Genomic DNA, 15,661 nt, shown 5'->3' with positions numbered 1-15,661 from the left:
TTACTTCCCCCTTATCTCACCCTCATGATGTCGTACACGGCGCGGTAAAGCGGCTGCAGATCCCGGTATCCGGTCTTGTCCACCCGGTATTTGCCCAGGCGGCTCCACAGAGCAACGGCATCCGGGATGGCAGTTCTGCGCCCGCCGATCAGGATGTTGTCAGGCTTGAAGTGCTCTCTGCGCAGCAGGTTGTAGTTGACGCGGAACCACTGGCGCTCCTGGATGTTGTCGTTGTTGTCCATGAGGAAGTCATGCTCCCAGCCCAGGAAGTCGGTGAACAGTTCCACGCTGTTGGCCGCCACCGTATAGTTGCGGTTGTGCAGCTCGATGAAGAAGCGCAGGTATTTCTCGCAGAAAGGCACGATGCGTTCCACTTCCTCGCCGAAATCCAGATCCGGCGGCAGGTTGGCGGGGCCCATGCCCAGGGCGCCGGTGCGGCCGTAGATGTTCTTGAGGAACTCATAGTCGGCCAGTTCCCGCTTGTTCTGGGTGAAGGCGGGATACAAAACCATCAGGAAGGCATAGCAGAAGCGGACCATCTGCTCAATGAGAGGCTGAGCCTCGGCATTGGGGACCTGGGGCCAGCCCACGCAGGGAGTGGGCATGTCGGCGGTGTACATGTGCGGGGTACCCTCGGGAACCTTGACGGTAGCCTGATTGAAGAACTCCACCGCGGACAGGGCCGCATAGAAGTCGGTGACGGTGAAGGTGTGGGTCTGGTTGGCGCCGCCCTCCGAGTACATGCGGCAGGTGGATTCCAGCGGTTTCTGGCCAAAGACAAAGACATCGTCAAAGATGGCCAGGCCGTGCTGGGGATCGTTGCGTTTTTTGTAGTCGGTGCTGATCAGGTAGGAGCTGGTCAGGGGCAGCTTGGCATTGGGGTCTGCAGACTGCAGCCGCTTGCGCAGATCCGCCTGAGCATTCTGCATCATGGTGTTGTTGCGGTCGTAGAAGCTCAGCGCCGTGGCGGTCTTTTCATCAAAGGTGGAAAAGTCCACCTTTGCGGTATCCACGCCCTTGGGCGGCTGGAACTTGAAGTAGGGCAGCATGAGGCAGGCAGCCTGACGGTAAAGCGGGCTGCGGCCGATCTCCTCGCACTCCTGCAGGGTCTGGGCCACGTTGGGCAGCAGGGAAGCGCCGGTGCCGCCGAACATGGACCCCACAAAGAAGGTGTTGACATTGCTGCCGGCCAGCTCGTTCTTGATGCTGTTGACCAGGGTGTTGGCCGCACTGTGGAAGGTGTCGGTCTCGGTGATGAGGCCGTACAGCGCGGCGCCCAGGGACGGATGGCCGTAAAAGCCCTTTTTCAGGTCCAGGTTCTGCTCTTCCTTGGAGTGCATCAGGTTGACCAGCAGCTCGTCGCCGGTGCCGGGGGTGCAGGCCACCTGGCGGAAGGTGGCGCTGCCGCCCTTTTCCAGGCTGGGGTCCAGCTCCACCATGGCGGTCTCGATGAGCCAGCTGCAGTGCTCGATCTCAGGCAGGTCCAGGCCGGTGCATTCCCGCATGGCCCGGTATTCGTCGATGGTCTTCATCAGGCGGGTGGTATTGCCGCAATCGATATCCTTATCCACCACGTAGATCAGCGTTTTTTCGTTTCCGTGGAGCAGGCCGGAAGCCGCCGCATACACATATGCTTCTGCCACGCGGGCGCCGGTGCCGCCGATGGCCACCATAACATTGATTGCCATGTATCTTCCTCCTCAAATCTGAGTTAAAGCCGGGAAAAGGTTCACAGGCTCAGTGCGCGTACGGCGGGCAGAAAATGAAGGCCAGCAGAGCGCACAGCAGCTCCAGGACCAGGCTGACCACATAGGCAACGATGCTGGCGTCGATGTAGCTGAAGCCCACCAGCAGCAGGCCCACAACACCCAGGGCGGCATCCAGCAGGACGGCCAGGATCAGGGCGCCGGCAAACTTGAAGGCGCGGCTGTCAATGAGCTGGGTGCGCTCCACATAGCCCTTGCGCTGGAAGAACCAGATCACGAAGGCGATGAGGCCGGGAATGGTGCAGAACAGGGGGATGGTCTGGCTGATGGGAGTCAGGCGGCTGCTGATGTAGACCACTTCACTGCTGAGGAGCAGGTTCCAGATGACGTAGGCGGCGCCCATGCCCGCCAGAAGAATGGCCATGCCGAGGACGAGTTTTCCCATAGATGCTTTCATGATTGAATTACTCCTTTTACTCTTTATTCTTTGTTATCTTACCGGCAGGCCCGTGACGCAGGTCGTAATGTCGGCAATTTTCACTTCGCGGAGAGCCTGATTGTACGCCTCGTCACCGATGACGTTCAGGCCGAACAGGGTGCGGAAGAAGTTTTCCAGGCCGAAGGTGTGGTAGATGTAATCCTGGGTACCGGCGGAATCCCAGGCGGTGATCCAGTCGGGCAGGTTTTCCACCGACTCCGCCATGGCGTAGACGGGGATGTTGAGCAGGATGGTATCGCCCATGCGCTCCTCCGGCTCGGTGCTGAACTCGATGGTGATGTGCAGCAGATCGCTTTCTGCCGCCAGGCCCATGTCGGTGCCCTCGTAGTAATCGCCGGGGTCACGGCCGTCCGGTTCCATGACCATATCGTAGACGGGGGTCCCCGCCTCAATGGTCTCCACCGAGATGGTCATGTCCTTGTCCCGGGTGATCTGGCGGACATCCTGCCAGCCTGCCAGGCCTTTCGCCTCGCCGTCCTCGTTGAGGATCTCCCAGGCATCGGTGACATTGGGGTTCTCGCTCTGCCAGCTTTCCAGAGAGTCGGCCTCCTCGGTGGTCACCAGCTCACTGTAGTGGACCTTGTCCTTGGTGTCGTACAGTTCCTGCAGCTGGCTGGTGGGCGCCTGCTCGTCGGTATCGTAGATCTTGATCTGAACCGGCAGATCCAGGCCGTCGGTACGGCCGATGGGCAAAAAGTAGTTCAGCGTGAGGCGTCCGGCGTTGATGCCGTTGGCGTCGATATTCTTTTCATAGGCGAACATGTCCAGATAGTGATCGGTCTGGATCAGGGTATCCAGATGGGAGGCGTCGATCTGGGACAGACCCAGGTTCTCGTTGATCAGAGCCGTCTCCCAGTCCTTCTTCTTCATGTTCTCCTGTTCCTGGGCAGGGCCCACGGTGATGATGTCGTCGTGGGTCAGGGCCCGGGCGCTGTTGCCCGCGTGGTAGCGGGCCACAAAGAAGTCGGTGTTTTCCACCAGCTCATAGTTCTGGAAGGAGGCGACCAGGTTGTCCACATAGATGTTGAGGGAGGCGTCGGGTCCCGTGATGAGGATGTAGATGGGCACCTTGCCGTTGACCTCCACGCCGTTCATCTGGTTGACGGCGTCGATGTCGCTGACATACTTGGTCCCGACGAAATCGCCCTGAATGCCGATGAGCGCTGCGGAATAGCCGTCCTGAGAGAGGATGTTCTCGTTGATCTTGGCGGCCAGGTCGCTGGTATCCACGTTCTGCTCGGCCAGGTCGGTGATGACAACATTGATGGCCGTGGGGTCGAGAGTGTTCTCATCGTAGTAGAGCATCTGCAGCGGACCGGTACCGGTCATAAAGCTGCCCTTGCCCACGGTGTAAAATCCCTCGTAGTCCACCATGGAGGTGTAGATATCCCCCGTAAAAGGCATCCACTGCAGATACCCGCCCGACGATCCGCCCAGCGTATAGGTGGTGGTGTTCTTGTACTGGTTGACCACATCGCGCAGGGCTGCCACGGCGCGGACCATGGTGCCGCCGGTGGCAAAGCCGTACATCGACTGGGTATTGTCGTAGTAGACATCCACCTTGGCGGTAGCCTCGACGGTTTCCACGTCGGTCTGTTCCGGCTCAACGATAGCCGATGCCCACTGGGGAAGCTGATAGGGCGGCTCGACCAGCTCGCTGCAGCTGACCAGCATCATGGCTGCCAGCGCCGCAGCGCCGGCGCGAATCCATCCTTTCTTTTTCATCATTGTTGTCACGTCCTCCTAGGTTTTTGGGATACGGGATGCCGAAAAAACAATTACACGTCCATGTTGCTGGCGTTGTAGGCCGCGCAGATGGCGTTGGTGTTCTTGAAGATGATGTGCATGGCCACAAAAGGTCCGATGCCGCACAGGAATGCGCCGAACAGCATCCACATCAGTACGGTGGTACCGTTTTCCGGGAACATCATGCCGTAGCGGGGCGCGTTCTGCTGCAGGCGGTTGCCCAGGCTGTAGTACCAGATATAGGTGTAAATGCCGCAGGTCACGATGGACAGCAGAATCAGTTTGATCAGGCCGGCGGTTTTCTGGCCGTCCCCGGCGCAGGCGATGTTCACATCCCGGACCAGCTGATAGATGAAGAACCAGCTGTAAATGCCGCAGGTCACAATGGAAAGCAGAATGTACATCAGCAGGCTGCGGTCGGTGCGCAGTCGGATGGGAGGCACCTGGCCCTGCTGATACTGGCCGTTGCCCGCCGCGGGGTTGGGCTGAGGCGCAGTCCGGGGCGGTGTCTGACCGCCGGGCTGTGCGCCGTTGCCGGCGTAGCGGGGACCGGCGCTGCCGGCCTGCTGGCTGTACTGCTGCTGGCGCCGGGCCTGCATGTCGGCGTTGCGCTGCTTCATATCGCCGGTGAACCGTCCGATGATCTCGCTCATCGCCTGGGGCAGGTTCTGGAGCTCGGCCAGGATCTGGTTGGGATCATAGCCCGCAAAGGGCGCGTCGCCGGACATCCACAAAGTGCAGAAGATGAGGGCCAGCACCACGATCAGTCCCAGCACACCCACCAGCGGTGCGGTGTAGAAGTAGAAATAGCCGTTAATGATCTGGTAGAGGAAGGTCAGCAGCAGATTGACCACGATAAAGGCTGCTCCCAGAACGCTGGTGGCGCACAGTCCCGCAAAAAGGGGATTGGTGGCTTCTTTTGCCTTGCGCAGGATAAAGAACACCAGGATCACGGCCGTTGCCAGATAAGCCACGCCGGTCAGGGACCGCAGCAGCCCCTCCAGCACAATGATAAAGTCGAAATAGTAAGAGAAGATGTTGAATACCGTCTGAATGCCGCCGAACAGATTGGCAAAGCCGCGAATGATCAGCACCAGGGCGCAGATACCTGCCGCGACCTTCATGATGATCTCGCCGCTGCCGCCCAGATCGGGAGGCGTGGGGCCGGCCGGCGGGACATTGCCCCGGTAACCGCCGTTGTTAGCCTGATAGCCGTTGTTGGGCTGGTAACCGTTGTTCGGCTGATAGCCGTTATTGGGCTGATAGCCATTGTTGGGCTGATAGCCGTTATTGGGCTGGTAGCCATTGTTGGGCTGGTAGCCATTGTTGGGCTGATAGCCGTTGTTCGGCTGGTAGCCGTTGTTCGGCTGGTAGCCGTTGTTCGGCTGGTAGCCGTTGTTCGGCTGGTAGCCGTTGTTCGGCTGGTAGCCGTTGTTCGGCTGATAGCCGTTGCTGGACGGATAGTCGTTGTCGGGCTGGTAGCTGTTCACACTCTCCACCGGTTCCGGAGCCGCAGCAGGCTCAGGCGCAGCGGGCTGGGGAGCGGGTTCCGGCTCAGGCTGAGCCACCGGTTCCGGCTGAGGTGCAGGCGCCGCTTCCCATCCGCTGCGGGGCGGGTTGTCCTCAAACAGGATGGTGGGAGCCTCATCCTCCGGCTGCACCGGGTCGTTCATGGGAGCAGCCGGGGTCTCGTCCATGGGAGGTTCCGGCTGCACCGGGGCAGGCTCAGGGTCCTGGCCGGCGAAGGACATTTCCTCGGCAGGAGCGGGCATCGGTTCTGCCTCTACAGGTTCACCGCAAACCTGGCAGAATCTGTCGCCGTCCGCAATGGGGGAGCCGCAGATTGTACAATACCTCATGTCACACATTCCTTTCTCTTGCCTACTGTAATATTGAATGGATCCGGCTTGCAAGCCGGGCTATTCCCCTGGCCGCCAGTCCGGTTTCCGGTGCAAAGGTGACCACCGGATTGTTGGGATCGAGCAGCCGGAACAGATACACCGCCAGAAACAGTGCTGCCGTCGCATAGGCAAAGGCGGTGCAGAATTTTTTGGGAAGCCGTGTCCGCAGCAGCCACACTGCAGCGGCTGCCGGGACCAGCGGCCAAAGGGGATGATAATAAAAAGCGCTTTGAAAATCGAGGGACAGAACACTGAGCCAGGCTCTTGTCATTCCGCATCCCGCGCAGGAGATACCGGTCAGGAACCGGATGGGGCAGCCCACGCCCAGCAGATGCAGTACCCAGTAAAGCAGCAGGATGCCTGCCGCCGCGGGCAGATCTTTGGTCCAGAATTGCCGGTTCAAATGTCTTTTCCGCAGAACGGGCAGAATTTCATGCCGGGTTCCACCTTTCCGCCGCAGTTGGGGCAGACATTTTCCGCAGGCCGCAGTTCTGCGCGGCACATGCAGCAGAACTTGGCCCCCGCAGGGTTTTTGGTTCCGCAGGCCGGGCAGAGGATTCCCTCCTCCTCCCGCGGGCGGGAAGCCGCTGCCCCGAATCCGCTCCGGCGCCCGAAAACGCCTGCGGATGTTCTGGGGGCAGATTCCTCAGTGGTCTGGTGTTTGCCCCAGCCCTGCCAGCTGCTGCTGGCGGTATGGCTTTCTCCGGCGCTGTGCCTGCCGAAGGTGTGCGCCGCGTGCTGTTCCTGGGCTTTGCGTGCCGCAGCCGCAAAACTGTGGCCGCCGGCGCCGGTTTCAAAGGGATTGCCCGACTTTTCCTCCGACGCCATCTTGCGGAAGGCGCTCCAGCCGCCGCTGGCGGCTCTTGCACTGGCGGAGCCCGCTCTGCCAAAGACGCTGCGATGCTGCAGGGGATTTTCTTCCTCTTCAGCAGCCGTCTCCACAAGCGGCTGAGGTTCTTCCTCAGGCTCGGGGCGGATTTTCTCAGCGGGCTGCTCGTTGTCCATCTGTTGTTTCATGGGGGGTTCCTCTGCCGGCTGCGCGGATTTTTTCTCCTCGGCGGGGGGTGCGGGCGGCTCGGATGCAGGCTGGGCGGCCGATGCAGCCGGTTCGTCATGGCTGCTGTTCCGGGCCGTCTTGCGCTTCCAGCCGCCGGAGTTCTCTGCAAAGATTGCTGCCGTCTCCTCGGCGCTCATCTCATCGTCGGAAGTGTCCACCGTGGGCTGCGCCGGGGCCTTGACCTCGGGTTCCGCCGCGGGTGCGGGGGCCTCCTCCTGCACCGGAGCCGCCGGGGCTTCCTCCGCCAGAGTGGGGGCGCTGTGCTGGCCCCAGGCTTTTTTCCGCTTCCAGCCGCTGGAGTTCTCGGCAAAGATCGCCGCCGTCTCCTCGGCGCTCATCTCATCGTCGGAGATATCTGCCGCAGGCTGCTCCGGGACCTTGACCTCAGGTTCCGCCGCGGGGACCTCTTCCTGCACCGGAGCCGCCGGGGCTTCCTCCGCCGGGGCGGGGGCGCTGGGCTGGCCCCAGGCTTTTTTCCGCTTCCAGCCGCTGGAGTTCTCGGCAAAGATCGCTGCCGTCTCCTCGGCGCTCATTTCATCGTCGGAGGTATCTGCCGCAGGCTGGGCCGGGGCGTTGACCTCAGGTTCCGCCGCGGGTGCGGGGGCCTCCTCCTGCACCGGAGCCGCCGGAGCTTCCTCCGCCGGGGCGGGGGCGCTGGGCTTGCCCCAGGTCTTTTTGCGGCCCCAGCCGCTGGAATTTTCGGCAAAGATCGCCGCCGTCTCCTCGGCGCTCATTTCATCGTCGGTGGCTTCCTCCGCAGGCTGCTCCGGGGATTTGACCTCAAGTTCCGCCACGGGGGCGGGGGCTTCTTCCTGCACCGGAGCCGCCGGGGCTTCCTCCGCCGGAGCGGGAGCGCTGGGCTGGCCCCAGGCTTTTTTCCGCTTCCAGCCGCTGGAGTTTTCGGCAAAGATCGCTGCCGTCTCCTCGGCGCTCATCTCATCGTCGGAGGTATCTGCCGCAGGCTGCTCCGGGGCTTTGACCTCAGGTTCCGCCACGGGGGCGGGGGCCTCCTCCTGCACCGGAGCCGCCGGGGCTTCTTCCGCCGGGGCGGGGGTGCTGGGCTTGCCCCAGGCTTTTTTCCGCTTCCAGCCGCTGGAGTTCTCGGCAAAGATCGCCGCCGTCTCCTCGGCGCTCATCTCATCGTCGGTGGCTTCCTCCGCAGGCTGCTCCGGGGATTTGACCTCAGGTTCCGCCACGGGGGCGGGGGCTTCTTCCTGCACCGGAGCTTCCTCCGCCGGAGCGGGGGTGCTGGGCTTGCCCCAGGCTTTTTTCCGCTTCCAGCCGCTGGAGTTCTCGGCAAAGATTGCTGCCGTCTCCTCGGCGCTCATTTCATCGTCGGAGGCTTCCTCCGCAGGCTGCTCCGGGGCCTTGACCTCAGGTTCCGCAGGCGCGGGGGCGGGGGCTTCTTGCTGCACCGGAGCCGCCGGGGATTCCTCCACCGGGGCGGGGGCGCTGGGCTTGCCCCAGGTCTTTTTGCGGCCCCAGCCGCTGGAATTTTCGGCAAAGATCGCCGCCGTCTCCTCGGCGCTCATTTCATCGTCGGAGGTATCTGCCGCAGGCTGCTTCGGGGCTTTGACCTCAGGTTCCTCCACGGGCGCGGGGGCCTCTTCCTGCACCGGAGCCGCCGGGGTTTCTTCCAGAGTTTTCTCCGCCGGGGCGGGGGCGCCGGGCTTGCCCCAGGTCTTTTTGCGGCCCCAGCCGCTGGAATTCTCGGCAAAGATCGCCGCCGTCTCCTCGGCGCTCATCTCATCGTCGGAGGCAGGTTCTTCCATGGGCTGTACCGGGAACGCCTCCCCGGAGGAAACAGCCGGTTCCGCCGGTACGGCGGGCTGCTGACTGTCGTTCCATGTCTGGCTGCCGCCCCAGCTGCCGGCAGTTCCGCCAAAGGCTGGGCCATCCTCAAACAGTCGGGTCTCATCCGGCTCATCCAGGCGAACCTCAAAGTTTGTCCGGGGGTCCGGGGGCGCAAACGAATTTTCCCGGGCCGGATACGGTTGTGCACCAAAGCCATATCCCGTGTCCGTATGTACGGAGAAGTCCTGCTCCGCCGATGCGTCAGAACCGCTCCGGGGTGCGGGCTCCGCCCCCCAGGCATCCGCCTGCGGCCAGCTTCCCGCTCCGGTATCGGCGCCCCAGGCGCCGGCATCCTGTGTATCGCTTCCCGGCCATGCGTTCTGCGGGGCCGCTTCCCCGCCGAACGGCGAATCAAATGTCTGTGCAAACCCATCGTCCAAACCGCTTTGGGAGGTGGGTTCAGCCCCCCAGGCAGGAAAGTCTCCTTCCCCGTGGGTGGCAACCGGCACTCCCCAGGGGGCGGGTTCCTGCCCGGACGTTCCCTCTGCCGGAAAAGCACCGGCCTGGTCCTGCTGTGGGGTGTCCGGCCAGTCGGGCACGATCTCCGTGGGCGTCAAATCAACGGAAAACCCATTCCCATCGTCAAACCCCTGTCCGTTTCCGCCAAAAGACGGAAACGCATCTCCGTGTCCCGGCGCCGATGGAAAGAATCCGCCTCGCTCATCCATTACTTCTCAACTCCTCATCGTCAAAAAGAAGTTTCCGCCCCAACAAAATTCAAGCTGCACGTCTTTTCCAACTCTCCGCAAAGGTTCGGGGCATACCCGTCAGGTTCCGCTCTGTGATCAGACATACAGTGATACATTTATATATACGTTAGTATTAAATCACATTATCCGTCAAAAGACAAGTTTTTTCTGGCCCCATTCCTCCCCTTTGACATGAGAAAATTTTCCAGTTTTCCGGGTTTATGCATAGTCTTTCCTGTGAAAAAAGCGCATTTTTATGACAGAAGTGACAATTTTCCTGTGATAAAAAGCTTGATTTATCGTATTCATTCCTGAATGTCCGCCTTTGCCGGCGTTTCGTTCTTTTTGTGGCGAAAGCGGACCCGCGCTGCTGTGCTGTGCCGAATTTTTATAAAGTTACATTCTCCCGCTGTTTTTTCACTTTTCTTTTTTGCCGGTCCCGGTCAGCGCGCTGCCCCGGAAATGTATCGGAATACTTCATTCAAGAATATTTTGTTGTATGGCGCAGTCCTGCTTACAGACCGTATTCTTTCAGGCAGCGGCGAATGCCCCGGGCGGTATCGTCAAAGGCGATGCCCGCCTGCCGGGCCCTGGCACAGTCCATGGCCAGGCTGCGCACCCGGTCCCCCCGCACCAGCCGCGGCAAAATGTCCATGACCCGGCAGAATTCCGCCGCCGTGTCGTACATGGTGAGGGGGTTCTCGCTGCCGAAGTTATAGCTTCCTCCCGGCAGGTCCATGGCGGGGAGCAGATTTTCAATGGCCTGCCGCACATAGGTGACGCCCCGGTATTCCCGGTCCGAGAACACCGCCTCCCGCCCGTGGAGGGCTGCGTCCAGCAGGTTGAGGGGCAGATTGCCCCGGATGGGCAGTCCCCGGCCGGGCAGATCGTACATCCAGGTGGCCCGCAGCATGACGGCGTCGGGCAGGAGATCCAGCACCCGCTGTTCCGCCTCCAGCTTGTGGCGGCCGTAGACGTTTGCGGGGGTGCGGACCTCATCCTCGGCAAAGGGGCCCTTTCCCGGCAGACCTGCGTAGACCTGGTCGGAGCTGAAGCAGACCAGCCTGGCCCCCGTCTCCCGGGCGGCCTGGGCCATCCAGAGGGTCAGTTCCACATTGGCGCGGCGGGACTCCTGAGGGTGGGCCTCGCTGTAGCCGGTGTCCGAGATGGCCGCTGTGTGCACAATGACCTCGGGCTCTGCCGCCCGCACAAAAGCCAGCAGTTCCTCCCGGCTTGCCCGGGCCGTCATGCCCCGGGGGAAGGCCTCCAGCTGCACTCTTCCGGCCAGCTGCTGCAGGGTGCGCGCCCCCACAAAGCCGCCTGCCCCCGATACCAGAACTTTTTTCATTTTTTCCCGCCTTTCCGCCCTTGCCGGGCCCTGTGTGTTTTATTATACACAATCCGCCCTTCATCCGCCCGGCAGCGTGGAAGGCTTCGGGAGGTAAATTCTCAAAGAGGGGACTGTTCAAAAGCCTATTCACAGTGTTACAATAGGAAAAAGAGCATGGCGTCCGGTGGGTGTATGCGGACGCCTTTTTGCCGCCCGGCAGGCGGCCGTGATATGGAAAAAGGAGTTCTGCCCATGAAGAATTTTCGCACTGTTTTGATCGACCAGATGTACAATATCGTTGCCGGGCTTCTGTACGCCGTCAGTATCTGCTACTTTGCGCAGAATGCCAATTTTGCTCCGGGCGGCCTGTCCGGTCTGGCGCTGATCGGCAACTATCTGTGGGATCTGCCCATCGGCATCACCACGCTGGTACTCAACATTCCTCTCATTCTGCTGAGCCTGAAATTCCTGGGCAAAACCTTCCTGGCCAAAACTCTCATCACCATGCTGTGGTGCACCTTTTTTCAGGATGTGGTTTTCACCCGCATTCCGGGCTACTCCGGCGACCCGCTGCTGGCGGCTGTGTTTTCGGGCATCACCCTGGGCGTGTCGCTGGCGCTCATGTATATGCGGGGCACCTCCAGCGGCGGCACCGACTTTCTCACCATGTCCATCAAGATGCTGCGGCCGCATCTGTCAGTGGGCGCAGTAACGGGTCTTATTGACCTGGTCATCATCCTGCTGGGCTGGCCGGTGTTCGGCTCGGTGGATGCGGTACTCTACGGCCTCATCACCACGGCGGCCACCTCCCTGGTCATCGACAAAGTCATGTACGGCAGCAGCTCCAGCAAAATGCTGACCATCGTCACCACCAAAGGCCAGGAGATCGCCGACTGCATTGCCCGGGATGCCGACCGCGGTTCCACCATGCTGCGGGCCCTGGGTACCTACACCGGCACCGAGCGCCAGATGCTGCTGTGCGTCTGTGCCCGGCCCCAGGTCTACACCATCCGTACCGCCGCTTACCGCATTGACCCCAGCTGCATGGTCATGATCTCGGACACCAGCGAGGTCTACGGCGAAGGCTTCATCGATCCGGAAAAGCCCAGTGCCTTTCTGTGATCTCTGCCTTTCCAAAAAGATCCGCCGCCCTGTGCGCTCCGGCGCCCGGGGCGGTTTTTGCCTCTGCCGGGAGGGCGGGCTGTAAAATTTTCGTTACCGCATGCCCCGGGATGTGCTATGATAAAAAAGACAGATTGTCCTTTTACTTTGCAAATGTAAGGAGATGCCCCGCAACATGCAGTCAAACCATGCCCCGGCCAGTCATTCCGGCCAGGTGGATTTTTCCACCGGCAGCGTCCGGCAGAATATTCTGGCCGTGGCCGCCCCCATGCTGGTGGCCCAGGTGCTGAATCTTTTGTACAACATCGTCGACCGCATCTACATCGGCAAGCTGCCCGGGGAGGGCGCTCTGGCTCTGGCAGGGCTGGGGGTCTGCTTTCCCATTGTGACGCTGGTGACGGCCTTTGCCAACCTGTTCGGAGTGGGCGGCTCGCCGCTGTGCTCCATCGCCCGGGGACAGAAAGACTTTGCCAAAGCCCGCAGGATCATGGCAAACGCCTACTTTATGCTGCTGGTGTGCGGCGTGGGGCTGACGGTGCTGGGCATGGCCTTTCACCGGCCCATCCTCTACCTGCTGGGCGCCAGCGACGAGACCTATCCCTACGCCTCCGCCTACCTCATGATCTATCTGCTGGGCACCGTCTTTGTCATGACTTCCCTGGGCCTGAACCCCTACATCAACAGCCAGGGCTTTGCCAAAACCGGCATGCTCACCGTGCTGCTGGGGGCTGCCGTCAATATTGTGCTGGACCCGGTGTTCATCTTTTTGCTGGGCATGGGCGTGCGGGGGGCCGCTGTCGCCACGGTGTTCTCCCAGTTTCTCTCGGCAGTATGGGTGGTGCGCTTCCTCACCGGGCCAAAGGCGGAACTGAAGCTGGAGTGGAAGGGCTTTCGCCCCGACTTTGCCTGCATCGGCCGCATTGCGGCCCTGGGCACCTCCAGCTTTGTCATGTCCTTCACCGACAGCCTGGTCCAGGTGGCCTGCAACGCCACTTTGCAGTCCTTCGGCGGCGACATCTACGTCAGCGTCATGACGGTCATCAACTCGGTGCGGCAGATCGCTCAGACCCCCGTCATGGCCCTCACCGACGGTGCGTCCCCCGTCATCAGCTACAACTACGGCGCCCGCAGCATTTCCCGGGTGCGGCAGGCCATCCGCTTCATGACCCAGCTGGGCTTCGGCTACACCCTGCTCATCTGGGGGCTCATCTCCGCCTTTCCCACCCTGTTCATCCGCATCTTCAACCAGGACCCTGCGCTGGTAGCGGCGGCGGTGCCCTCGCTGCACATTTACTTTTTCGGTTTTGTCATGATGGCCTTCCAGTTTGCAGGGCAAAGCGTGTTCAAGTCCCTGGGCAAAGCCAAAATAGCCATCTTCTTTTCCCTGCTGCGCAAAGCCGTCATTGTGGTTCCCCTCACTCTGATCCTGCCCCATGTGGCGGGGCTGGGGGTCAACGGCGTCTTTCTGGCCGAACCCATCTCCAACGTCATCGGCGGCCTGGCCTGCTACATCACCATGCGGCTGACCGTCATGCCCGAGCTTTCGGCTCTGGAACGGGAGAAAACTGCCGTCTGAGCGTTCTTCCCGTCACCCTCCGCAAACATACAAAACACCCGCCCCTTCGGCTGCCATGCCGGAGAGGCGGGTGTTTTTGTTGTGTGTTACAGGGTCTTTGTGATGAGCTGCATCAGGTGGACGCCCTTGGCCCCGCCCATGAGGGTACCTTTCAGGCAGGCGGTGCAGTAGGTCACCACGCGGCGGTCGCCGTACTGCTTGGCCCACTCCACCATGCGGGCTTTCTGCTCCTCCGGGGGAAGGAGCTCCACGTCGTTGTCCCGGATGTGGGTGAAGTACTCGGGGGCGATGTCCAGATTTTTCTGGACCACCGGGTTGTACAGCCAGACACCGTCAAAGCGGGTCTTTTCAAAGTTTTCCTCCAGCTCCACCGGGACGATGTTCATCCGCTTCATGCACTCCCGCACGGCCTTTTGCATGGCGGGCTTGTTGCGGGCGCGCCAGCAGTCCTGAATGACCATCTCCTCCCCGTGGTAGTCCGGCCAGGGGAAGCTGTCGTCGGTGAGCAGGTACTCCCACAGGCTTTCCTCCCCGGCCTGGGGGGAGACTTCATGGGTGATGGCAGAGCAGGTCAGGCAGATGGACAGCACCGTGTCCTCGGCGGTGAGGGTCTTCTGGGTGGGGCGGCAGCAGCCCGCCACCTTCACGTCCGGCTTTTGGGCCAGATACTCCTTCATCCATTTGCTGGCCTGGGGACAGGTTGCGGTAAAATTGCAGCTGGGCAGATAAACAAACATGGTCAAGGTTCTCCTTTCCGGGTTCAGTCCAGGTCCTCGCCGTTGGTGGCAATGACCTTTTTGTACCAGTAATAGCTGTCCTTTTTGCGGCGTTTCAGGGTGCCGCGGCCGTCGTCGTCCATGTCCACATGGATGAAGCCGTAGCGCTTGCTCATCTGGCCGGTGCTCAGGGCAATGAGGTCGATGGGGCCCCAGGCGGTGTAGCCCATGACGGGGACGCCGTCCAGCTCCACCGCCTTTTTCATCTCGGCAATGTGGGCGCGGAGGTAGTCGATGCGGTAGGGGTCGTGGATGGAGCCGTCCGGCTCCACGGTGTCCTGGGCTCCCAGGCCGTTTTCCACCACCATGACGGGCAGCTGATACCGGTCGTAGAGATAATTGAGGGAATAGCGCAGTCCCTGAGGGTCGATGCCCCATCCCCAGTCGCTTTTTGGGATGTAGGGGTTTTTATAGCCGGTGTCCAGACCGTTGAGACCCTTGAGGATGCCCCTGGTCTTTTTGCCGGTGACGTGGGTCAGGTAATAGCTGTAGGACACAAAGTCCACCGTGCCGCTGCGCAGGACCTCGTCGTCACCGGGCTGGACGGGCAGGGTGACGCCCTGGCGCTCCAGTTCCCGCAATTTGTAGGCGGGGTAGTAGCCCCGGCACTGCACGTCGCAGTAGAACATCATTTTATGCATGAAGTCCATGGTGCCGATGATGTCGTCGGGGTCGCAGCTGTTGGGGTAGGCGAAATGCCCCGCGTACATCATGCCCACCCGGTTTTCGGGGTCGATGGCATGGGCCAGGCGGACGGCCCTGGCGCTGGCCAAAAACTGATGGTAGGCCGCCGTCATGCGGACCTGCTCGTCCTCCGAGTCGATGCCCGCACTGACCCAGGGCTGGGTGGACATGCAGTTGATCTCGTTGAAGGTCAGCCACAGCCGGACCCTGCCCTTGAAATGGCGGAAGAGAACCTCGGCGTAGCGGGTATAGAAGTCCACCAGCCTGCGGTTCTCCCAGAAGCCGTACTGCTGCAGGGCCAGGGGGGTCTCGAAATGGGAGATGGTGACCAGCGGCTGCATGCCGTGGGCGATGACATCGTCGATAAGGGCGTCGTAGAAGGCCAGGCCCTCCGGGTTGGGCTGCGCCTCGTCCCCATTGGGAAAGATGCGGGGCCAGCTGATGGACAGGCGGTAGCAGTTCCAGCCCATGCCCGCAAAGAGCTCAATGTCCTCGTGATAATGGTGGTAGTGGTCGATGGCTACATGGCTGGGATAGTAGGTATCCGGCTCCAGAGGGATGGTCTTGCGGCGCTTGACCCCCTTGCCTCCCGCCGTCATGACATCGGCGGTGCTCAGGCCTTTGCCGCCCTCGCGGCAGCCGCCCTCGATCTGGTTGGCAGCGGTGGCGCCGCCCCAGAGGAAATCTTTGGGAAAAGGCATAACGGCCTCCTTATTCAATC

At 61.4% G+C, this 15,661-nt stretch carries 11 protein-coding genes; 2 read left to right on the top strand and 9 right to left on the bottom strand.

The genetic code is table 11. The annotated features are described in order from the left end of the window. Positions 1-11: 11 nt before the first annotated feature. The 7 genes from INF35_RS09145 to INF35_RS09115 all read right to left on the bottom strand — a co-directional run bounded on the left by INF35_RS09145 (position 12) and on the right by INF35_RS09115 (position 10,800). On the bottom strand, positions 12-1,688 hold the full coding sequence (locus INF35_RS09145; protein ID WP_193501691.1) for a hypothetical protein: 1,677 nt from the start codon (positions 1,686-1,688) through the stop codon (positions 12-14). Positions 1,689-1,737: 49 nt separating this feature from the next. Continuing rightward, positions 1,738-2,163, bottom strand: a complete 426-nt coding sequence (locus tag INF35_RS09140) for a hypothetical protein (protein WP_193501689.1) — start codon at positions 2,161-2,163, stop codon at positions 1,738-1,740. Between the two features lie 33 nt (positions 2,164-2,196). Continuing rightward, complete coding sequence (locus INF35_RS09135; protein WP_193501687.1) at positions 2,197-3,933, bottom strand: hypothetical protein; 1,737 nt, start codon at positions 3,931-3,933, stop codon at positions 2,197-2,199. Between the two features lie 50 nt (positions 3,934-3,983). Beyond that, the gene (locus INF35_RS09130) at positions 3,984-5,810 is read right to left on the bottom strand and encodes a DUF4234 domain-containing protein (RefSeq protein WP_193501685.1); all 1,827 of its coding nucleotides are present in this window, start codon (positions 5,808-5,810) and stop codon (positions 3,984-3,986) included. Between the two features lie 22 nt (positions 5,811-5,832). Next, positions 5,833-6,255, bottom strand: coding sequence for a DUF2752 domain-containing protein (locus tag INF35_RS09125; protein ID WP_235983170.1), 423 nt, complete (start codon positions 6,253-6,255; stop codon positions 5,833-5,835). Further along, complete coding sequence (locus tag INF35_RS09120) at positions 6,252-9,320, bottom strand: zinc ribbon domain-containing protein (protein WP_193501683.1); 3,069 nt, start codon at positions 9,318-9,320, stop codon at positions 6,252-6,254. Before INF35_RS09120 ends, INF35_RS09125 begins: the two co-directional genes overlap by 4 nt. A gap of 646 nt (positions 9,321-9,966) precedes the next feature. Continuing rightward, positions 9,967-10,800 carry an SDR family oxidoreductase gene (locus tag INF35_RS09115; RefSeq protein ID WP_193501681.1) on the bottom strand — a complete coding sequence of 278 codons (834 nt, stop codon included), beginning with the start codon at positions 10,798-10,800 and terminating at the stop codon, positions 9,967-9,969. 234 nt (positions 10,801-11,034) lie between these two features. On the opposite strand from INF35_RS09115, the gene INF35_RS09110 reads away from it, so the two are divergent. Both INF35_RS09110 and INF35_RS09105 read left to right on the top strand, forming a co-directional pair. Then, entirely contained in the window at positions 11,035-11,904 is an 870-nt protein-coding gene (locus INF35_RS09110; protein WP_193501679.1) for a YitT family protein, read from the top strand. 175 nt (positions 11,905-12,079) lie between these two features. Then, on the top strand, positions 12,080-13,480 hold the full coding sequence (locus INF35_RS09105) for an MATE family efflux transporter (protein WP_235983169.1): 1,401 nt from the start codon (positions 12,080-12,082) through the stop codon (positions 13,478-13,480). Between the two features lie 86 nt (positions 13,481-13,566). Here INF35_RS09105 and INF35_RS09100 read toward each other — a convergent pair whose 3' ends face one another. Both INF35_RS09100 and INF35_RS09095 read right to left on the bottom strand, forming a co-directional pair. Next, positions 13,567-14,217 (bottom strand): hypothetical protein, encoded by a 651-nt coding sequence (locus tag INF35_RS09100; RefSeq protein WP_193501675.1) that lies wholly within the window; start codon positions 14,215-14,217, stop codon positions 13,567-13,569. A 23-nt stretch (positions 14,218-14,240) separates the two neighbouring features. Beyond that, positions 14,241-15,641, bottom strand: coding sequence for a glycoside hydrolase family 1 protein (locus tag INF35_RS09095; protein ID WP_193501673.1), 1,401 nt, complete (start codon positions 15,639-15,641; stop codon positions 14,241-14,243). Positions 15,642-15,661: the final 20 nt, after the last annotated feature.

This window comes from Gemmiger gallinarum (genome assembly GCF_014982805.1).
Lineage (GTDB): Bacteria > Bacillota > Clostridia > Oscillospirales > Ruminococcaceae > Gemmiger > Gemmiger gallinarum.
This window is presented reverse-complemented; position numbering and strand designations above follow the sequence as displayed.